This window comes from Spirosoma terrae (assembly GCF_010435915.1).
Taxonomy (GTDB): Bacteria; Bacteroidota; Bacteroidia; order Cytophagales; family Spirosomataceae; genus Spirosoma; species Spirosoma terrae.
On sequence record NZ_JAAFZH010000007.1, the window covers coordinates 220,820 to 241,197 of the forward strand.

A 20,378-nucleotide genomic window follows, 5' to 3' on the forward strand; every position below is an offset into this window, starting at 1 on the left:
GTAGTAGTACGCTGCTTATTTTCATGCACTTATTTCATCCACCTTGGAAAAAGAATCCCTTAAAAAAGCCGTTTTCAGTGTTTATCCCCTAGCGGATAGCGATTGGCACGCGTTCGCTAGTTGCTGGAACCCTGTCAGTTTCAAACGAAAAGAAGTTCTGACCAGCGCCGGCGATATTGAGCACTACGTCTATTTTGTTCTGGAAGGCGTTCAACGGGCGTTTTATCTGGGCGATGATCATAAAGAAGCCACGCTTGTCTTTTCCTACACGGGGTCTTTTTCTGGTGTCGTCGATTCATTTCTTCTGCAACGCCCATCACGCTACTATCTGGAGACGTTGACAACCAGCCATATGCTACGGCTGTCTTATGCTGATTTCAGTCGGCTGATGGATACGTATCCGGCCATTGAACGCTGGGTTCGGTTAGTTACGGCTCATTCCTTAGCGGGTGTGCTGGAGCGCCAAATTGAACTTACGACGTTCAGTGCTGAAGAGAAATTCCGAATCCTACTGACACGTAGCCCGCACGTATTACAACTGATCCCGCAAAAGTACCTGGCTTCTTACCTCGGGATTGATCCCACTACGTTCAGTAAATTGTTAAAATCCGTAAAGTTATAACGAACTAAACCGGCTTGTTTAAGCACCTATTCCGATAAAAATCTTGGTTTAGACCAAGATTTTTGACACAATTCTATGCTACGTTTGCCCGCAAACGATACGTTTATGGCACGCTTTCATACGTCAGCGCTCATCAATCAGTTACAAAGCGATGTACATACGCTCTCGGCCATTGTACAACAGGATTTCAGCGCACTAACGGCGAAGCAACTATGTCAACAGCCTACCCCCGAACAGTGGAGCATTGCTCAATGTCTGGAGCACCTGAATAGCTACGGATTATATTACATTCCTAAAATCGACGAAGCGCTTCAGAGAGGAATCAGTGCCAATTTACCAACTCAGGAACGATTTGCCAGTAGTTGGCTGGGCAACTATTTCGCTACGTCGATGAAACCGGGCGCAGACGGAACCGTTCCGCTTAAAATGAAGGCATTTAAGAATCATACACCTTCGGCCGAATTAGACGCTCAGGTTGTTCTACAGGAATTTATAAAACAACAGCGTCAGCTCAACCAGCTTTTAGAATTATCGAAACGTACTGACATGGGTAAGCTGCGGATTCCCATTTCCATTGCCAGCTGGATAAAACTGAGTGTAGGTGATACGTTCCGTTTTTTAGTAGCTCATGAGCAGCGGCATATTGTACAGGCGCAACGCGTTTACCGATCACTTTTTCATCCAGAAGTGATTCGTTAAACATCAAAAAGCCGAACATGCTGGTGTTCGGCTTTTTACATTGTCTGAGATCGAGATATGTTCTGTTTATACGGACAGAATATCTTTTTCTTTGGCTACAAAAATGTCATCAACCCGCGCAATAAAGGCGTCGGTCAATTTCTGCACGCGCTCTTCGCCCTGCTTAACGGCATCTTCCGCAACGCCTTCCTTAACCAGTTTCCGGATGTCTTCGTTGGTATCTTTGCGGATATTACGCACATTAACCTTAGCCACTTCAACTTCCTGCTTTACTTTCTTCACCAAATCACGACGACGTTCTTCTGTTAATGGCGGAATGCTCAGACGAATTATTTCGCCATCATTACTGGGAGACAAACCAAGGTTAGAATTACGAATTGCCTTTTCAACCTCTCCAATAATTTTTTTCTCGAAGGGTTTGATGGCGATGGTGCGGGCATCAGGCGTATTGATGGAAGCAACCGTATTCAACGGCGACAACATCCCGTAGTATTCAACCTGAATACCGTCGAGCATCTGAGCGGATGCCTTTCCGGCCCGAATTTTTGTTAATTCGATGGCCAGGTGTTTGAGCGCCTTTTCCATCGTATCTTTTGCATCGTCGAGAAATAGCTCGATCTCTTCCATTTTTATAAGTTTTCAGTTTTCGAGTTTACAGTTCAAAGGGGCTTTTCTGTCTCACTATAAACTATAAACCACCGACCATGTTAAACGGTCTCTTCCGGTAATTTAGTTGTAATCAGGGTACCAACATCTTCGCCTTGTACGAGCCGTAGCAGGCTACCCGTTTCGTTCATATTGAAAACGATAATGGGCAGATTGTTTTCCTGGCAGAGCGTAAAGGCTGTTAAGTCCATGACACTCAGTTTCTTTTCGTAAACGTCATCGAACGTAATCGTGGTGTACCGGGTGGCTGATTTGTCTTTCATCGGATCAGCGGTATAGACGCCATCTACTTTTGTTCCTTTTAGAACGGCATCCGCTTCGATCTCAATGGCCCGAAGTGCGGCTGTAGAATCGGTCGTAAAGTAAGGGTTACCCGTTCCGGCGCCAAAAATTACGACCCGGCCTTTTTCGAGGTGACGTACTGCCCGACGACGAACATACGGTTCGCAAACTTGTTCCATTTTAATGGCCGACATAACCCGAGTGTACATACCGTGTTTCTCGAGTGAGCTTTGAATAGCCATCGCGTTGATTACCGTCGCCAGCATACCCATATAATCGCCCTGAACCCGGTCAATGCCAGACCGTTCGCCGGAAACACCCCGAAAGATATTACCCCCGCCAATGACAATGGCAACCTGAACACCCATGTCGACCACCTGTTTGATCTCCTGGCTGTATTTTTCCAGCACGACAGGGTCGATATTATAACCATTTGGGCCCGCCAAAGCCTCTCCACTCAGTTTGAGCAGAATCCGTTTGTAGTTCGTCGAAGGTGTCATGAGGAGAAATTTTGCGGGCAAAGATAGGGAAAAACCGTGGGCACTGGAAGAGATAGCCCCGAGTTTTGTCTCCGCTTTTTATCCTGCGTATCCAACTAATCGGGGTTACTCCTACGCAAACTCGATCAATACCTGCCCTTTTTCTACACGATCTCCCTTCAGCACTTTGATGGTTTTAACGACTCCTTCGCCGGTAGCTTTCAGTACGTTTTCCATCTTCATGGCCTCCAGAATCAGTAAACTATCGCCTTTACTGACGGCATCACCCGGTTGAACAGGAATGCCAACAATCAAACCAGGCATTGGTGCTTTCAGGTCGTTTACTTTTGTCTGGGCGGCCCCACTAATACCCATTTTTTCCAGCAGCAGATCAAACCGATCCTTCAACTGAATCTGATGAATATGGCCATTAATTTTTAGGCTAACCCGCTTTTCGGCTGCGTTCAGGTCAAGCACCTCGGCGGTGTAGGAACGGTTCTGATGGAGAATATGAAACGTCCGGTCAGATAACTTTGTCAAATCCCAGTCAAAGGAATTTCCGTTCAGAAGGGGGCCGGTTGAGTTAAAGTCAATCGTGCTATTTTCTCCGTTAAGGGTAGTCTGATACATGAGTCATTCGTTCAGTGGCGACGAATCTACGCACCAGGACGGATAAACAACAATTTTTTATGATTTATTGATACGCCCGATTGCAGTTATCTTTGAGGCTCATTATAGACTAACCCCGACAGGAAATGCTCAACGAATTGCCGCCAGATCTGGCTCCGGTTACCCGTCATCTTCGAGCCATGTTTGGCTCACGCCTGCTGATTGCCACCGTAAGTCATTTCCATGTGTTTGATATCTTACAACAGGAATCGCTTTCACTAACCGAAATCAGCAATAAACTCCAACTAGCCGAGCGCCCTGCCATGGTTCTTTTCCCGGCGTTATGTGCTATGGACCTGTTGCGGTTCGACGAAGCCGGAAACCTGGCCCTTACAGAGACAGGCCGCTACCTGGCCACAGCCGAGAAATCCAATATCGCGGGCTACGTTGGCCTTGAAAAAGATGACCCCGGCGTTGTTGACATGGTAGAACGACTACGTAATGATGGGCTTTTAGAAGCACCACAGGGTATTTCGTTCGTAAAGGAAGGCGAAGGCTTTTCGCCAATGGATGATCCTGAGCTGGCCCGAAATCTGACCCTGGGTTTGGCCGGGCGTGCCCGCCGGCTATCCCCTATTGTGGCATCGAAACTCTCCAAACGGGAAGGACATTTGCTGGACGTAGCGGGAGGCACCGGCTTTTATACATATGAGTGGCTACTCAACAATCCCGGTTCAACCGCTACCATCCTCGACCGCCCAGCCGTACTCAACGTAGCGCAGGAGCTGTTAAACGAATTCATTGACAGTGACCGACCTGGTGCAACGGGTTTGCGAGACCGTGTTACGTTCCTGGCAGGCGATATGCTAACTGACACTTTACCCCAAACCGACCTGTTGCTGGCAGCCAGCCTTTTTCATGACTGGCCTACCGAAACCTGCCAGATGCTGGCCAACCGTTTTTCCTCAGCTATTCGGCCGGGAGGTGAGTTGTGGGTGCACGATGCCTTTCTGAACGATGCGTTAGATGGCCCATTAGCCGTTACCGATTATTCGGCCCAGCTTTTCTGGAATACGAAAGGCCGTTGCTATAGCCGGGCCGAGTACCGAGGTTGGTTTACCAAAGCGGGCCTGTTGCCGACTTCCGATACCATTTCTACGCAAATGGATTACGGATTGATCTGGGCCCGTAAGCCCCTCTGATCATAACGCGAACTGACTCTTCCAAAAAGAAGTTAGCCAGTTGATAATCTAATTTATTGCAATCAGCAGAGTAATCTGCTGCAACTGATACACTACGATGGAAGTAGAAATATGGAGTGATGTGATGTGCCCGTTTTGCTACATCGGCAAACGCAAGTTTGAGCAGGCACTACAGCAGTTTTCGCATAAAGATCAGGTTTCTATTGTCTGGAAAAGCTTTCAGCTCAACCCAGACATGAAAACAATTCCAGATAAAAATATCAACGAATACCTGGCCGAAGTGAAAGGCTGGAGCCTGGACCAGGCTCAGCAGATGAATGATCGGGTAACGGCAATGGCTAGTGAAGTTGGACTGACGTATCATTTCGATAAAGCCGTAGTAGCCAACTCATTCGATGCCCATCGGCTCATCCAACTGGCTAAAACCAAAGGGCTGGGCGACGCAGCTGAAGAACGCCTTTTCCGAGCTTATTTTACAGAAGGGCTCAACACGGCCGACCATGCTACGTTGCTTGAACTGGGTACGGAAATTGGCCTGGACGCCACCGACGCACAGTCGATGCTCCAGAGCGATGAGTTTACCGAGGATGTGCAACGCGACGTTTACGAAGCCCAGCAGGTTGGCGCCCGTGGCGTTCCATTCTTCGTTTTTAACCGTCGATACGCTGTTTCCGGCGCTCAACAACCCGAAACCTTTCTGGGAGCGCTGAACACGACCTGGCAGGAAAGCGAAAACGTATAAAAATTTCTGTAATGGACGTAATGTACCGGATAATAAGTCGATAAAGTACGTTACGTCTATTATAGTTGTACGACAAGCAGGTCAATACATAATTTGCCCTACAGCTATGACGAAATCAGTATCAGCAAAAATGGGAATCCAATCGGGTAGCCGGGTCCTGTTGGTCGACGCTCCTGACGATGCCATTGACGCCATTGAACTACCCGACGTAATACGTGAAACGAAGCTCAGTAACGATTTCGACTATATTCATCTTTTCGTCCGTAGCCAGGCAAGGCTTCATGAGCAGTTCCCAAAACTCAAAGCGCATTTAAAACCCACCGGAATGCTCTGGGTATCATGGCCTAAAGCCAGGAAAGATGGAACCGACCTCACGCTGACGAAAGTTATCGAGATTGGCTACAACTATGGTCTTGTTGAAAGCAAAAGCATTAGTATAAACTCAACCTGGTCAGCGTTGAAATTTACCCATCCCAAAGATGGGAAAACCTATAACAATAGCTTCGGCCAACTTCCTTAATCTGTTCAAAAGGGGTATTGGTTCTCCGCTAGTCAATTACGCCAATTCGGGAACGTACTGCTCCTGAACCTCGGCTAGAATCGCATTCAGCTCGTCGTAGGAATCCGCTGTAACTAAGCGCGACCGATAGGGTTTAAAGTCAGGAAGCCCTTTGAAATAATTAGCGTAGTGACGACGCATTTCGAACAAGCCGACAATTTCACCCTTCCAGCGAATTGAAAAATCGAGGTGCTGCCGACATACCGAAACACGATCAGCTACGGTAGGTGCCGACCGGTGTTCGCCCGTTTTGATAAAATGCTTGATTTCGTCAAATATCCACGGATGCCCAATACTGGCCCGGCCGATCATGACGCCGTCAACACCATACCGATTCTTGTATTCGACGGCTTTCTCGGGTGAATCAATATCGCCATTACCGAAAATAGGAATCTGAATTCGAGGGTTTTCTTTAATCCGACCGATTAGCGTCCAGTCGGCTTCTCCCTTATACATCTGCACCCGCGTACGGCCGTGAACAGTCAGCGCTTTAATGCCAATATCCTGTAACCGCTCGGCTACTTCGCCAATATTTTTAGTATTCTCATCCCAGCCAAGCCGTGTTTTTACCGTGACGGGCAAATGCGTCGACTTAACCACCGATTCGGTCATACGGACCATCTTCGGGATATCCTGCAACAGGGCGGCTCCTGCCCCACGGCACGCTACGTTCTTAACCGGACAACCGTAGTTAATATCGATCAGATCGGGATTGGCTCGGGTTGCGATCTCCGCACAGGCCCCCATCGTTTCTACGTCGGAGCCAAACAGTTGAATACCGATAGGCCGTTCGTACTCAAAAATATCCAGCTTCTGCACACTCTTCGCAGCGTCGCGAATGAGCCCTTCCGACGAGATAAACTCCGTGTACATCAGGTCAGCGCCATTTGCTTTACAAACCGCTCGAAACGGCGGATCGCTAACATCCTCCATCGGAGCCAGCAGCAGCGGAAAATCTGGTAGTTGTATGTTGCCGATTGTTACCACAAATAAAATCAAAGCCGTTTCAATGGCTTTGTAATCCACTACGATTTATGGGCCTGTTTGGTTCCGGGTTTGTTGAACTGACGTAGCGCAGCTGGCTCCCTGGCGTGGCTTTACAACTCGGTCGCACCAATCGCCAATTGACGACTCATTTATGCCGGTTTGTCTAGTTTGTTCTTCAACCGGTCGGATTCAGGCTCGAATTTCATGGTCAGGTTAGCTAATCGATACGTATCACTCATGGCCGCAACTGTTATTAACGCAACTGACATCTTTGACTTTCAGCAACTCCCTCACCCGCAACAGTTAGTATCCAGTAGCCCCCAAGCGCCACCCTCGTTCGCATCGATTTACCATCATCCCCTGGTGGGTTCCATTGCGTTCCACAGCACTGCGTTCAGCTATATGCATGTCATGGATATGCACTGGAATACCACCAACGACATCGATCTGAGAGGAGAAGCGCCAACGGATACGGTTAACATAAATTTTCTGACAAACGGTTACCTCTACTCTCGCTTCAACGCACTCGCGCATCCCCTGGATATGAGCAGCGGGAAGCATAATTTAATTTACACGCCCGAAATTGGTGATAGTAATCAGGTAAAAGGTAAACAGTCGCTATCTATGTTTCATATCAGCCTGGATAAAACCTTTTTTGCATCAGCCATTGGCTATGACGATAGCTGGAGCGACAAAGCCCAGCAGGCTCTGGAACGTCAGCACCCTTTTTCCGGCATTACAGGCACGCAGCACATCAGCGCGCAAATGCTGAGCCTAATTGACAGCATTCGTACCAGCAAAGCAGTCGGCCCCATGCAAAACTTGTTATTTCAATCACGGATATTAGAATTGTTAGCTCTGCAAATCGACCAATTTAAAGCACCTCGTATTGACCAGGACACAATTAACCCCGGCGAGGCCGAAAAGCTCTACCAGTTGAAAGCGTATCTCGATAGCCACTTTTTAACAACCTATACGTTAACCCAGCTAAGCCGATTAGTTCTCCTGAATGAATTCAAACTCAAAAAAGGCTTTAAGCAGCTTTTTGGCGTAACGGTTTTTTCGTATATCCGCCAGCTCCGCATGGAGTATGCGGGCCTGCTCTTACGGGATTGCACAATGCCTGTAGAAGAAGTTTCCGAGCGGCTGGGCTACGAACACCCACAACATTTTTCCATTGCTTTCAAAAAATATTCTGGCGTCAATCCCTCACACTACCAACGTAACAAAGTACACTACTAAGACCGTTACGTTGGTGTGCCAGGCTCAAACAAAGGTAGCGTTACCGAAAAATAGCCATCCGTATCGTCAATGATGGGCTCTGGATACGATAAGAGCCGGTATTTGGCGGCAATATTGGTTAATCCGATTTTATTTGACGCCATCCGGTTATTCTTACGCTGTAAGTTGTTCCGCACAGTCAGCCAGATCAGGTTTTCTTTTGCCGGGCGATTTTTGCCCAGCGCTGTCTTGTAGACAGTAGACGTATCACCAGCTGACGACGTCGTAATTTCCAGTAACAACGGTTTATTGGCGGCAATGACGTTATGTTTAACCGCATTTTCCACCAACATCTGCAACGTCAGGGGAGGCAGCCGATGCGCCAGTATATCGGGCTTAATAGACGTAACAAGATCAATACCCGTCCGGTAGCGTGTTTTCAGAAGATGAAAATACGAATCAATAAATTTCAGTTCCGTCTCCAGCGTTGTAAGTTCCGCTTCGCCGTCGGCGCTGGTCGATTTATTCGTGTGCAATAAATAGCGGTACACGTTCGCCATCTCATATAAAAACTCCTCGGCCTGCTCAGGTTCGTCAGCGATCAGCGACGACAGCGAATTCAGGCTATTAAATAAAAAATGAGGATTGACCTGATGTTTTAAACTCTCATATTGACTCTGTAACGTCACCTGCTTCAGCTTTTCCTGTTCAAAGGCACTTTCCCGCCACTTGGTGAGCGAGTATACCGTCTCGTCGATACCAACCGATACGATGTTCACCAGAAAATTATACAGCAGAATTTTGATTGTTATATCGGGGTCGTGCCGATACCCGAAGAGATGAAAATGATCATAAATAAAAATCCCCCCCAGGATGTAAGCCGGTGTTATTATGCCGAAAACGAGTAGCATTCGCCAAACCCGCATCCAGATCTGATTAAGAGCCGGGAATGATCGGAGAATACGCTGGGTAAAAAAATTAAGCGTCAGTACACAGCAGCCCGACAGCGTATAATTCAGCAGAGTCCCTAAAATAAACGTCCTTACATCGGCTATGTAGGCCGGTCCAATAATCCAGTACGTGATTAATGGAATAAAAAACAAAGGCATCACCAGTACGTGCCACCGTAGGGCTGGCTGCCTGGCGGGCATAAACTCTTGCTCGGCGTCTGCGTCGGGAATCCATCGATCCAGCGCGTAGTTGGATAAGGGACCTTTGGCCAGCCAGAAACGAAGATTTTTCAAAAACGGAGGTAGCATAAACAAATTCGTCCTGAACAAACTGTTGTTCTGAGCGCAAGTAACAAATGGATCAACCGACCTCCGAAAGCTTCCTGCCTAAGCTGTTATTTGTATCCGCTAACGTGCAAAAATCCAGCGATGAATTGCAGGCTGAAACGCTACGTTCCCTGCGCGAGATCAATCAACGGCACCGTAACGGTAAACCACTGATCCTCCTGCTTAATAACCAGTTTGTTCTCGCCAAGCAGATCATAGCGAGCCGTCAGGTTCGCCAAGCCTGCCCGCGTTGTTTCGATCCGGTTAATCTTACGTTGAAATCGGTTTTTTACTTCGAGCCGACCGTCCGGCGTTGTAGTAGCCCGAATAATCAACGGTTTTGTGGCCGACATAATATTGTGCTTGATCGCATTATCGACCAGCGTCTGAATGGTTAGCGGAGGTAGGCTCAGCGATAAATAATCATGTTTCAGATCCAGTTCTATGGCCAGACTGGCTCCATAACGGATTGAGAGCAGATTGGTGTAAATTCGGGTGTACTCTACTTCGGTTTGTAGCGTCACCAATTCATGTTTTCCAGCCTGTAGCAGATAGCGGTAAACGCGGGCCAGATCATCCACAAAGCGTTCAGCTTTTGTGGTATCTTCGCTAATGAGCGTTGATAACGAATTCAGGCTGTTAAACAAAAAATGGGGATTCAGATCACTCTTTAACGTATCGAACTTATGCTGCAGAGCCATCCGTTTCAGCCGATCGTTCTCAACCTGGTTCCGCTCCCACTGCGAATACGTATAATAGACGCTGATGCCAGTGCATAGAAAGACATCAGCAATGTAGCTAATTACCCAGATGGGCTGTACTATCTGCCAGGAGAACGTAACACCTGTTGCTGGAAGTAGGCTATATAACCAAACGTATAGTACAGCCAGAACCGTAGTGATTACGGCCGACAATCCCAGCATAGTTACTGTTCTGAACGTGGCCTGCCGTATTTGCGGGAAATAACCGATCACTTCCAGAGCGATCCCCCGCAGTATAGCCACCAAAACGCCATAAAATACAACGGAAATAAGTGTTCCTATACTAAACAGCGGCCACTCCCGAACGTAACGCAGGCCCATTAAATAGCAATTGCCTGCAAGCAGAAAAACGGGTATTCCAGCCAGATAATAGCGTCTTTCTGGAGCAGGGTCAACAAAAGGGCCGATCAGATAAGCCCTGACCAACGGCATTAAATTCATCTATTTATCGCCAAATCAATTGGCAATTTACTAAATCCCGATCGCACCCTATTACAATTATTGTGTTAAAGGATACTCATTTTCTTCCTCCCCGTCTTTGATTATCTGTATTCGGCCCCGTAACTATGTACCCCTGTTAACACGGTAAGGCTTATTTTTTATCGTAACTTGCGACCTAGTCAGTTTCTACGTGTAATGTTTTATCCAGTTCATCAGTACCTTTCTTCTGTTAGATAGGTTGCTATTGACTAATTTTACGGGCCTATGCAACCTACTTATACGTCAGATCGCTTTTCGTCGCGTCCACCAACCCTGGGCGGTCTGATTATGCTGATCGGCTTTATTCTTCTCGGTGGTGTATTCAGCTCGTTATTGCTATTTGGGCTGCTTATGCTCCTTAAAGGCATGGGCCGGGTTGAAGCACAGGCTTATCTGGTCGAATTGGCATCTCAGCCGCAAGCCATTGCTAATGGATGGAATGAGCTGATGATTTTGCAGGCAGTCAATCACCTCGGTACGTTTCTACTACCATCTCTGGTATACTGGTACATTATTGAACGTCAGTCCTGGAGCCGATTTAACACCCGCCCTATTACGGCCGTAGCAGGCCTTAGTCTCGTAGCCTTGATCGTCATTTCGTTTATGCCATTTGATAGCCTCATTATCGAATGGAATCAGAACCTCCACTTGCCGCAAACGTTGGGACCTTTGGAGGAATGGATACGTAGCAAAGAGAAGCAGGCTGAAGGCGTAACGAAATTCCTGACCACGTTTCATACTCCTTTTCAACTGCTGACAGCGCTTATCGTTATCGCCGTTATACCGGCCTTTGGTGAAGAAGTACTGTTTCGTGGTATTATCCAACGCAGCCTGACGTACTGGACCGCTAATACGCACGTAGCGATCTGGATAGCAGCGGCCCTGTTTAGCGCTATTCATGTTCAGTTCCTGGGCTTTTTCCCACGCATGCTGCTCGGCGCCCTATTTGGGTATCTCTACGTATGGTCGGGTAGTTTGTGGGTGCCCATTCTTGCCCATTTTGTCAACAATGGCTTTACGGTGTTGATGGTTTATCTCCACCAGCAAAAACTGGTGTCTATGGATATTGAAAGTACAGAGTCCGTTCCGATTCTTGGCGCGTTAATTTCGGGGGCTATAACGGCCGGGTTACTATACTATTTCAGGCAACTAAACAGTAACCGGGTCTCAAACTAGCACTATTTACAAACTATACTTTTCCTGATCAATCGATAAACAATGGCTGAGAATTGGGAGTCCATTTACTCAACACCACTACCCCATCGTGCGGAGCTTGCCAAGGCTTTGTTAAGCGAGCATGATATTCCGGCAGTAGTCGTTAACAAACAAAGTAGTAGCTATCCGACCATCGGGTGGGGCAAAAGTGAAGTACACGTATTGGCTAAAGACGCCGTTCTGGCTAAAGTAATCCTGGAGAATGAAGCAACGTTTAGCTAGTATGACCAACCTCCAGCAACGCGTAATTGCTGCCATTGTTGGAGTTCCTTTTATTTTGTTCATGATTTGGTACGAAGCATGGACCTTTGCGCTCCTCTTCTGTATTATCAGCGCCCTTACGCAACGGGAATTTTACCGGTTACTCGGCCTCGATGGGTTTGAACCCTTAACCGCCTACGGAACCGTCGTCGGCACGATGGTGTGCGTACTGGCTTACTTCATCGAAACCGATCAAATCGGTACTGGCAATTACTTTCTGATCTGTCCGGCTTCGTCGATGATCTTTTTGATTAAGCTATATAAAAAGCGGGATATGAAGCCATTCACCAATATTGGCTTTACCTTTCTGGGAATCATATACGTAGCCATGCCGTTCGCCTTACTGATCATTTTGGCGCTACGAGATGGCGGCTTCCACCCCATGATCATTACGGGTTGTCTGCTGCTGCTATGGGCCAGCGACATAGGCGCTTATTTTGCCGGTACGTACTTTGGCCGACGCAAATTATTTGAACGAGTTTCCCCAAAAAAATCCTGGGAAGGGGCTATTGGCGGAGCGGTTGCCGCTGCAACAGTGGCTTTCTTTCTAGCTCTATTTGCGGAAGAATTGCAGCCCTGGCAATGGTATTGCGTCGGGGCCATTATTGTCGTAACAGGTACCTACGGCGACCTCGTCGAATCCTTATTTAAACGTAGCATTGCTATCAAGGATTCAGGGAGCAGCATTCCGGGCCACGGTGGCTTTCTAGATCGCTTCGATGGGCTTCTTTTAGCAGCCCCTTTCATTATTACGTTCCTCAAGCTTTTTGCCTGACCAACTCACTTATTTTTACGCAAGGTTATCCATATGGGTAGCCTTTTTTTGTTACGTCTGCTTACTGGTCACCTGTTTTTTGCTAGGAAACAAAAAAGCCACCCTGAAAATCAGGGAGGCTTTCCGCTATATCCACACCATTTTCAAGATTGACGATCAGGCGACCGCCAATTCATGAGAACTATCCTTAACAGGATTGTCGGTGCAAATTTCGTATTAATTCAATTTCCAGTCAAAGAAATATTTCTATAGACTTTATTCTTCTCTAAAATTTTCGTCGATCTGCGTGTATTGTCCCACAAAAAAGCCCGGCGAAATGACCGGGCTATCAACGAATATGTATATTTTATTGAGTTAACAGGCCTTATGCCAACGTTTACCATTTCTATCGACTGCTTTTTTCGCCGACTCCAGTGACAGCTTTATGCCATAGATAAGGTTAGAAGCCGAATCGATGATTTTATAAGTCTTGCGTGTGCCTAGTGCAATAAATCCATTCATGTTACCATCCCATCGGTATTGAGAGATCTGTTCCGATTTGATCAAAAAACCTCTATAACTCATAACTCACTACTTTGTCTTTATGTATCTGTAACGAAAAAATTACCCAATATGATTTACTAACGTGAATACGGGATAATTTTTCGTCATTTTCTGTCGTTCCTAGCAGCGTTTATAAACAGATGACTGGCGAACGATTCCCATTCGCCAGTCATCTGAGGATTTGCCAACACGTGCAGCCTTTTATCCTACTGCACGTGTGACGAATTAGCGGGGGGTACCGATACGTTGTGGACGTTTGATTTGCTTAATCACAAACGGAATACAAGCATCTGCTGGACAACCACAAACGGTTGTTATCAGGATCACCGTCTGATCAACGTAGCAGCCTGAACGATTATACACGCGTACCGTATACATCTGGGGCGTTGCAGGGTTTCCTAAGGTCGATACTAACACACCATCAGCCGGAATCACTTTCGGAGCCCCCGACAAGGAAGCTGCTGGATTGAACGTACCTCCTGCCGAATACTGATACTGAAGTCCCGGTTTGAAGTTACTCAGTATAATCTGACCGTTGGCCTGCACATTGGTACCCAGACAGGTAGCCGGAATCACACGGGTCTGGAAGGCCGGTAGGCTATCCATCTCCACAATGAATGGGCAACAGCTAAAGTCAGCGCATTGTCCACTCGTATTATCGGGTGCCAAGCTATAGGAACCAGCTTCAGTAATTGTCAGCACATTGGTTGTTTGATCTGTAATCAACACCCCATTGCGATACCAATTGTAACTGGTTCGTCCTGCAGTTGCTGTCAGCACATACTCCTGTCCCATACAAATAGTCACAGATACAGAAGTACATACCTTCGCTGTATCGCCTGGAATAGTAGACGAATTGTAAATAATTCCCGTACTATCTATCCGAACCTGATAGGTCATGCTCAGGCTTTGACCAGCAGAGATGACTGGTATGTTCCACAAGCTCACAGGATTGCCCACCGTAAAGCTGGTACTAGCTGGGAAACTCGCGGAGTTCGCTACGTATGAAGCCCCCGTACCGAGTGAATCGCGGACTGTGGCATTAGCCGATGTAGATCCCGTATTAGAGACAACCAACGTATACGTTAGCAGATCGCCCAGGTTTGCTTTAGAGAGACTCACCAGTTTCTGGAGCGATAGCACTGGAGCGACAACTGTGGTAGACACGAAGCCAGCGTCCAGGTTCGTATTGTTTTCTCCCGGCGCTAACGTAACAGACTGAGTATGACCCGTCATGGGGTTAACATCACTATCTTTAGTGTCATCTCCACCAACGTTGGCTATCGTTGCCGTGTAACCTGTTGGCGCCACAAAGCTCACCGAGTAGGGTACCCCCGGCGTCAGGCCTGTGAAGCTGTAGAGGCCACTGGCGTTAGTCGTCGTGCTGGCAATCGGCGTGTTAGTGCCATCCAACAATACTACCACAACTCCCGGCAGACCCGGTTCGCCGACATCCTGCTGACCGTTCTGGTTCACATCCACCCACACAAAGTCACCCAGACTCGCCGGCCGGTAGTAGCCCATGTCGACGGTGCGATTGAACTCATCGGCCGTCAGACTGTACACCCCCGTTAGGCCCGTCACCGGATTACCATCCGAGTCGGTCAGATCACTGCCCACATTCTGTAGCGTGGCCGAGTAACCCGCTGGCGCCGTGAAGCTCACTGAATACGGTACACCCGGCGTCAAGCCTGTGAACGAATACAACCCACTGGCATTAGTAGTGGTGGTCGCCACCAGCGTGCCCGAAGAGAGTAAGCTCACCGTGACATTGGGGATGCCCGGTTCGCCGACGTCCTGCTGACCGTTGCGGTTGGCATCTTCGAAGACAAAGTCGCCCAGGCTAGCCACCCGCAGAAGGAAGCCCGCATCCAGACTGGTGTTATTCTCACCCGAAGTTAGCGTTACCGGGGCGGTTACTCCACCCACCGGATCCGAGTCGGTCAGATCATTGCCTACATTGGCTAGCGTAGCCGTGTAGTTAGTCGGCGTGGCGAAGCTCACCGAGTAGGGCACCCCCGGTGTCAAGCCGGTGAAGCTGTAAAGACCACTAGCGTTGGTGGTGGTGCTGGCGATCGGCGTGTTGGTGCCATCCAGCAGGGTGACCACGACGCCGGGTAGACCCGGTTCGCCCGCATCCTGCTGACCGTTCTGGTTCACATCCACCCACACAAAGTCACCCAGCGAGGCCGGCCGGTAGTAACCCATATCGACGGTGCGATTGAACTCATTGGCCGTCAGGCTGTATACACCCGTCAAGCCCGTCACCGGATTGCCATCCGAGTCGGTCAGATCACTGCCGATGTTTTGTAGCGTGGCCGAGTAGCCCGCTGGCGCCGTGAAGCTCACCGAATACGGTACCCCCGGTGTTAAGCCGGTGAAACTGTATAACCCGCTGGCATTAGTAGTGGTGGTGGCCACCAGCGTGCCCGAAGAGAGTAAGCTCACCGTGACATTGGGGATGCCCGGTTCGCCGACGTCCTGCTGACCGTTGCGGTTGGCATCTTCGAAGACAAAGTCGCCCAGGCTAGCCACCCGCAGAAGGAAGCCCGCATCCAGACTGGTGTTATTCTCACCCGAAGTTAGCGTTACCGGGGCGGTTACTCCACCCACCGGATCCGAGTCGGTCAGATCATTGCCTACATTGGCTAGCGTAGCCGTGTAGTTAGTCGGCGTGGTGAAGCTCACCGAGTACGGTACCCCAGGCGTCAAGCCGGTAAAGCTGTAGAGACCGCTGGCATTGGTGGTGGTGCTGGCAATCGGCGTGTTGGTGCCATCCAGCAGGGTGACCACCACGCCGGGCAGACCCGGTTCACCCGCATCCTGCTGACCGTTCTGGTTCACATCCACCCACACAAAGTCACCCAGACTCGCTGGCCGGTAGTAACCCATGTCCACCGTCGGATTGAACTCATTGGCCGTCAGGCTGTATACACCCGTCAAGCCCGTCACCGGATTACCATCCGAGTCGGTTAGATCATTGCCGATGTTTTGCAAGGTGGCCGAGTAGCCCGCTGGCGCCGTGAAGCTCACCGAATACGGTACCCCCGGTGTTAAGCCGGTGAAACTGTATAACCCGCTGGCATTAGTAGTGGTGGTGGCCACCAGCGTGCCCGAAGAGAGTAAGCTCACCGTGACCCCTGGGATGCCCAGTTCACCGACGTCCTGCTGGCCGTTGCGGTTGGCGTCCTCCCACACAAAGTCGCCTAAGCTAGCCACCCGCAGAAGGAAGCCCGCATCCAGACTGGTGTTATTCTCCCCTGAAGTCAAGGTCACCGGAGCCGTTACTCCGCCCACCGGATCCGAATCAGTCAGATCATTGCCTACGTTCGATAACGTAGCCGTGTAGTTAGCCGGCGTGGTGAAGCTCACCGAGTACGGTACCCCTGGTGTCAAGCCGGTGAAACTGTAAAGACCGCTCGCATTGGTGGTGGTGCTGGCAATCAGTGTGTTGGTGCCATCCAGCAGGGTGACCACCACGCCGGGCAGACCCGGTTCGCCTATATCCTGCTGACCGTTCTGGTTCACATCCACCCACACAAAGTCACCCAGACTCGCTGGCCGGTAGTAGCCCATGTCCACCGTTGGATTAAACTCATTGGCCGTCAGGCTGTATACACCCGTCAAGCCCGTCACCGGATTACCATCCGAGTCGGTCAGATCACTGCCGATGTTTTGTAGGGTGGCCGAGTAGCCCGCTGGGGCTGTGAAGCTCACCGAATACGGTACACCAGGCGTTAAGCCCGTGAAGCTGTACAACCCGCTGGCATTGGTGGTCGTGGTGGCCACCAGCGTACCCGAGGAGAGTAACGTAACGGTCACCCCGGGAATACCCGGCTCACCGACATCCTGCTGACCATTCCGATTGGCATCTTCGAAGACAAAGTCGCCTAAGCTAGCCACTCGCAGAATGAAGCCCGCATCCACATTAGTGTTGTTCTCACCCGAAGTTAGCGTTACCGGGGCCGTTACCCCACCCACCGGATCAGAGTCGGTCAGATCATTGCCCACATTGGCCAGCGTGGCTGTGTAGTTAGTTGGCGTGGTGAAGCTCACCGAATACGGTACCCCCGGCGTTAAGCCCGTGAAGCTATAGAGACCGCTCGCGTTGGTGGTGGTGCTGGCAATCGGTGTGTTGGTGCCATCCAGCAGGGTGACCACCACCCCGGGCAGACCCGGTTCGCCTATATCCTGCTGACCGTTCTGGTTCACATCCACCCACACAAAGTCACCCAGACTCGCTGGCCGGTAGTAGCCCATGTCCACCGTTGGATTAAACTCATTGGCCGTCAGGCTGTACACCCCCGTCAAGCCCGTCACCGGATTACCATCCGAGTCGGTTACATCACTACCGATGTTTTGTAAGGTAGCCGAGTAACCCGCTGGCGCTGTGAAGCTCACCGAGTACGGCACCCCCGGTGTTAAGCCGGTGAAGCTGTACAACCCACTGGCATTGGTGGTCGTCGTCGCTACTACGGTGCCCGAAGACAGCAAGCTCACCGTGACATTTGAGATGCCCGGTTCACCCGCGTCCTGCTGACCGTTGCGGTTGGCATCTTCCCACACAAAGTCGCCCAGATTACCTCCGGGTATGACAAAACCGAAATCATAGGTATGATTCACACTGCCTGGAGGCCCTGTTGTTAATTGAATGGTAGGCCGACCACCGACAGAGAGTGCATCATTGTTAGTGGTCGTCGAACCTGAGTTAGCGGAGGTAGCTTCGCCGGGCGTCATTGGAGAAACGCTGGATAACGAGAGACCATTGACTACAGTGCTCGTGCCCAGACTAGTGACAACCAGGGCATAATTGGTATTGGGTACCAGAGCAGAGGTAGCTACCGATGACGTTGAGGTGCCCGTCGTCAACGTTGTGGAGGAGAAATAGTACTCGCCAGCCGCATTGGTAGTAACCGAAGCAATGGCTGTCGTTCCTGTTGCATCATATAGCGTAACAACAGCGCCGGGAATAGCTGGCTCGCCAGGGTCCTGAATACCATTACGGTTGTTATCACGCCAGACTCGGTTACCAATCTGGATTGGCGCGGGATCGCATAATGCTTCAATATCTCCTAATCCAGCCGCTTTACCAAAAGTACCTAAATCGTTTCTGGAATATACCCGAAAACTTCGTTGCTTACTACCATTCGTATTGCTGAGGAAAATGACCCCACCCGACGAAAACTGATCTGTTCCTCCTTCATTGACAGGGTCCATACTCGTAACGGCTACTTCTCCCCGACCAGGTATGAGTGCCAGACCTCCTAAGCTGGTTTCTTCATGTGGTACATTAACGACATTACTGAAATTGTCGCCCTGATAAAACTCACCGCCACCAGGCCCTTGATTATTGGTCGTGTTACCAGTTAGCGTACCAGCCACTCCACCGTTTTCCAGCACAAAGTTCCCATTTACCAGGGCAGCCCTCAGAACATCACCCGCATTGACGTGGAAATAAAGCGTATTTCCAGTAGGTCCATAATTTCGCCAACCGCCCTGATGTGCATTCCGGTCGATAAAACCCAAAATCATTGCTCCATCTGTATCAAATTCTATATCGGATAAAATAGGCTGTGGGTAAGAAATAGCGTTATCTTCACAAGGAGCTGGCAACGTAGCTACCCAAGGATACCAACCCGTTTGATTGGGACAGGATGAGATAATAGGTATGCCCTTGGGATAAGTTAGCGGAAAGGTTAGCACACTGGTAAATGAACTTCCATTAAATCTGTAAACGGTGGCCGATAAATTATTTTTCAACTGAGAGGTAGCGGCATCACACACAACCCCTACATATACAGCGCCCCGATAATATTTTACGCCAAAAGGGCGGGGTGATCCACCCGTGCAGCCAGGATTGGGAATAGTATATTTGCCGAGTAAGGCTTTGGTGGCTATGTCAATAACAACGAGTTCCTGCTGATTAAGGCTGACTACATACATTGTCGTATTATCGTCTGACAAATCAATATCACCTAAGCCAACCTGGCCAACCAGCGAGTATGAGGTAGGATCATTGTTGGGAGCACCTGTATTGCTTAAACCACGAGCAGCATCGTTGCCGATGCTACCAACATTAACGCCCAACGTTGTTAGGTCTAACCAAAGGTTATTGACGCTCGTAGCCGGATCGATCTGGTAAATAGCCCCCAAATCACCAAACCCATCTGCGTTGTTATCTAAGAGTCCTGCGTGCCTCTTCAGGAAGGCAGCAGCATAAATTTTTTTCTGATTTCGATCGAAAGCTAGCCCCCAGGTCTGGCCAGATTGGTTTTTAGTGGAAATAGTCGATTTACCCGTTGTTGACGTACCTGAATTGGAATAGGGCCATTTTACGATAACATCATCAATACCCGTTCCCGCTGTTGCCCCGTTAACGTAGCAAGCGGTGATTAGGTCCGGATTAGCCTGGCAGTAGTCACTGGGCTGGTTAACGGCGTAGTTGGCAGTTGTCGTGCCAGCCCCTGCCGTTACAAACTGAACAGAACTTCGATTTGAGCCGGAGGCTGTTGTTGTCACAGGCCCACTATATTCATTGGCAATATTACTACGAAACTCCAGCCGCACCGCCGTACCCGAAGGAATAGTGGCAGCATTAAAGCTATAGGCGCCTGTTGTAGTACTAACAGTCGTCGCTATTGTTCCACTGAAGGTAGCGGTTACGGTTACACTAGCGACTCCTACTTCGAGTGTCTCTCTAGTACCGTTGGCATTAAAGTCTCGAAACACGACACCAGACACCTGTGCCGAAGCCGAAAATGAGCTAACAAACCCCAGGATAAGATAAACTAAAAGTAACCGGGCGACGAGGTAGAGGAAGCGTTGGAGTTGCGTAGATGATGTAGCCATATGTCCTGCTCTGCGCGAATATCACACGCAGGTACATACACAAGAATCAATTTTGTTGCCAAAAATTTTAAAAGAATATAATTATATAACGGCACATCGGTTTTTAGGCCAAAAACGAAACATTTAGTCACAATTATCTTATTTACATA

At 49.2% G+C, this 20,378-nt stretch carries 16 protein-coding genes; 9 read left to right on the forward strand and 7 right to left on the reverse strand.

Annotated elements, in window-relative coordinates; genetic code table 11:
- Positions 1-43: 43 nt before the first annotated feature.
- Together GK108_RS17255 and GK108_RS17260 are read left to right on the forward strand one after the other, a co-directional pair.
- Complete coding sequence (locus tag GK108_RS17255) at positions 44-622, forward strand: Crp/Fnr family transcriptional regulator (RefSeq protein WP_163951208.1); 579 nt, start codon at positions 44-46, stop codon at positions 620-622.
- Positions 623-697: 75 nt separating this feature from the next.
- A complete protein-coding gene (locus tag GK108_RS17260) occupies positions 698-1,321 on the forward strand; it encodes a DinB family protein (protein ID WP_163951211.1) in 624 nt (207 codons plus the stop codon).
- 66 nt (positions 1,322-1,387) lie between these two features.
- Here the strand turns inward: GK108_RS17260 and frr are convergent, their stop codons facing one another.
- The 3 genes from frr to GK108_RS17275 form a co-directional block, all read right to left on the reverse strand.
- Positions 1,388-1,948, reverse strand: coding sequence for a ribosome recycling factor (gene frr / locus GK108_RS17265; protein WP_163951213.1), 561 nt, complete (start codon positions 1,946-1,948; stop codon positions 1,388-1,390).
- An 80-nt stretch (positions 1,949-2,028) separates the two neighbouring features.
- Positions 2,029-2,769, reverse strand: coding sequence for a UMP kinase (pyrH, locus tag GK108_RS17270; RefSeq protein WP_163951216.1), 741 nt, complete (start codon positions 2,767-2,769; stop codon positions 2,029-2,031).
- 111 nt (positions 2,770-2,880) lie between these two features.
- Complete coding sequence (locus tag GK108_RS17275) at positions 2,881-3,378, reverse strand: acetyl-CoA carboxylase biotin carboxyl carrier protein subunit (RefSeq protein WP_163951218.1); 498 nt, start codon at positions 3,376-3,378, stop codon at positions 2,881-2,883.
- A gap of 125 nt (positions 3,379-3,503) precedes the next feature.
- Here GK108_RS17275 and GK108_RS17280 point away from each other — a divergent pair, with 125 nt between their 5' ends.
- From GK108_RS17280 to GK108_RS17290, 3 genes are all read left to right on the forward strand, one after another.
- Positions 3,504-4,559, forward strand: coding sequence for a methyltransferase (locus GK108_RS17280; RefSeq protein ID WP_163951220.1), 1,056 nt, complete (start codon positions 3,504-3,506; stop codon positions 4,557-4,559).
- 97 nt (positions 4,560-4,656) lie between these two features.
- On the forward strand, positions 4,657-5,301 hold the full coding sequence (locus tag GK108_RS17285; protein WP_163951223.1) for a DsbA family oxidoreductase: 645 nt from the start codon (positions 4,657-4,659) through the stop codon (positions 5,299-5,301).
- A gap of 106 nt (positions 5,302-5,407) precedes the next feature.
- Positions 5,408-5,821, forward strand: a complete 414-nt coding sequence (locus GK108_RS17290) for a DUF3052 family protein (protein ID WP_163951226.1) — start codon at positions 5,408-5,410, stop codon at positions 5,819-5,821.
- A 36-nt stretch (positions 5,822-5,857) separates the two neighbouring features.
- Here the strand turns inward: GK108_RS17290 and dusB are convergent, their stop codons facing one another.
- Positions 5,858-6,847, reverse strand: coding sequence for a tRNA dihydrouridine synthase DusB (gene dusB / locus GK108_RS17295; RefSeq protein WP_163951423.1), 990 nt, complete (start codon positions 6,845-6,847; stop codon positions 5,858-5,860).
- Positions 6,848-7,084: 237 nt separating this feature from the next.
- Here dusB and GK108_RS17300 point away from each other — a divergent pair, with 237 nt between their 5' ends.
- Positions 7,085-8,089 carry a helix-turn-helix transcriptional regulator gene (locus GK108_RS17300; RefSeq protein ID WP_163951229.1) on the forward strand — a complete coding sequence of 335 codons (1,005 nt, stop codon included), beginning with the start codon at positions 7,085-7,087 and terminating at the stop codon, positions 8,087-8,089.
- Between the two features lie 5 nt (positions 8,090-8,094).
- Here GK108_RS17300 and GK108_RS17305 read toward each other — a convergent pair whose 3' ends face one another.
- A complete protein-coding gene (locus GK108_RS17305) occupies positions 8,095-9,327 on the reverse strand; it encodes a sensor histidine kinase (RefSeq protein WP_246224942.1) in 1,233 nt (410 codons plus the stop codon).
- Positions 9,328-9,467: 140 nt separating this feature from the next.
- Entirely contained in the window at positions 9,468-10,547 is a 1,080-nt protein-coding gene (locus tag GK108_RS17310) for a sensor histidine kinase (protein ID WP_163951233.1), read from the reverse strand.
- A gap of 264 nt (positions 10,548-10,811) precedes the next feature.
- Between GK108_RS17310 and GK108_RS17315 the strand changes: the two genes are divergently transcribed.
- The 3 genes from GK108_RS17315 to GK108_RS17325 are packed head-to-tail and all read left to right on the forward strand — an operon-like array spanning position 10,812 to position 12,837.
- Complete coding sequence (locus GK108_RS17315) at positions 10,812-11,762, forward strand: CPBP family intramembrane glutamic endopeptidase (protein WP_317166543.1); 951 nt, start codon at positions 10,812-10,814, stop codon at positions 11,760-11,762.
- Between the two features lie 42 nt (positions 11,763-11,804).
- Positions 11,805-12,023 (forward strand): putative signal transducing protein, encoded by a 219-nt coding sequence (locus GK108_RS17320; RefSeq protein WP_163951236.1) that lies wholly within the window; start codon positions 11,805-11,807, stop codon positions 12,021-12,023.
- Entirely contained in the window at positions 12,004-12,837 is an 834-nt protein-coding gene (locus tag GK108_RS17325; protein ID WP_163951239.1) for a phosphatidate cytidylyltransferase, read from the forward strand. Before GK108_RS17320 ends, GK108_RS17325 begins: the two co-directional genes overlap by 20 nt.
- 768 nt (positions 12,838-13,605) lie before the next feature.
- Here the strand turns inward: GK108_RS17325 and GK108_RS17330 are convergent.
- Positions 13,606-20,229, reverse strand: a complete 6,624-nt coding sequence (locus GK108_RS17330) for an SdrD B-like domain-containing protein (RefSeq protein ID WP_163951243.1) — start codon at positions 20,227-20,229, stop codon at positions 13,606-13,608.
- Positions 20,230-20,378: the final 149 nt, after the last annotated feature.

Coding starts and splice junctions, on each gene's coding strand:
- GK108_RS17310 (WP_163951233.1), bottom strand. CDS start 10,547: ATGAATTTAATGCCGTTGGTCAGGGCTTATCTGATCGGCCCTTTTGTT.
- GK108_RS17290 (WP_163951226.1), top strand. CDS start 5,408: ATGACGAAATCAGTATCAGCAAAAATGGGAATCCAATCGGGTAGCCGG.
- GK108_RS17285 (WP_163951223.1), top strand. CDS start 4,657: ATGGAAGTAGAAATATGGAGTGATGTGATGTGCCCGTTTTGCTACATC.
- frr (WP_163951213.1), bottom strand. CDS start 1,948: ATGGAAGAGATCGAGCTATTTCTCGACGATGCAAAAGATACGATGGAA.
- GK108_RS17330 (WP_163951243.1), bottom strand. CDS start 20,229: ATGGCTACATCATCTACGCAACTCCAACGCTTCCTCTACCTCGTCGCC.
- GK108_RS17325 (WP_163951239.1), top strand. CDS start 12,004: ATGAAGCAACGTTTAGCTAGTATGACCAACCTCCAGCAACGCGTAATT.
- GK108_RS17305 (WP_246224942.1), bottom strand. CDS start 9,327: ATGCTACCTCCGTTTTTGAAAAATCTTCGTTTCTGGCTGGCCAAAGGT.
- GK108_RS17280 (WP_163951220.1), top strand. CDS start 3,504: ATGCTCAACGAATTGCCGCCAGATCTGGCTCCGGTTACCCGTCATCTT.
- GK108_RS17315 (WP_317166543.1), top strand. CDS start 10,812: ATGCAACCTACTTATACGTCAGATCGCTTTTCGTCGCGTCCACCAACC.
- GK108_RS17300 (WP_163951229.1), top strand. CDS start 7,085: ATGGCCGCAACTGTTATTAACGCAACTGACATCTTTGACTTTCAGCAA.
- GK108_RS17260 (WP_163951211.1), top strand. CDS start 698: ATGCTACGTTTGCCCGCAAACGATACGTTTATGGCACGCTTTCATACG.
- GK108_RS17320 (WP_163951236.1), top strand. CDS start 11,805: ATGGCTGAGAATTGGGAGTCCATTTACTCAACACCACTACCCCATCGT.
- GK108_RS17275 (WP_163951218.1), bottom strand. CDS start 3,378: ATGTATCAGACTACCCTTAACGGAGAAAATAGCACGATTGACTTTAAC.
- pyrH (WP_163951216.1), bottom strand. CDS start 2,769: ATGACACCTTCGACGAACTACAAACGGATTCTGCTCAAACTGAGTGGA.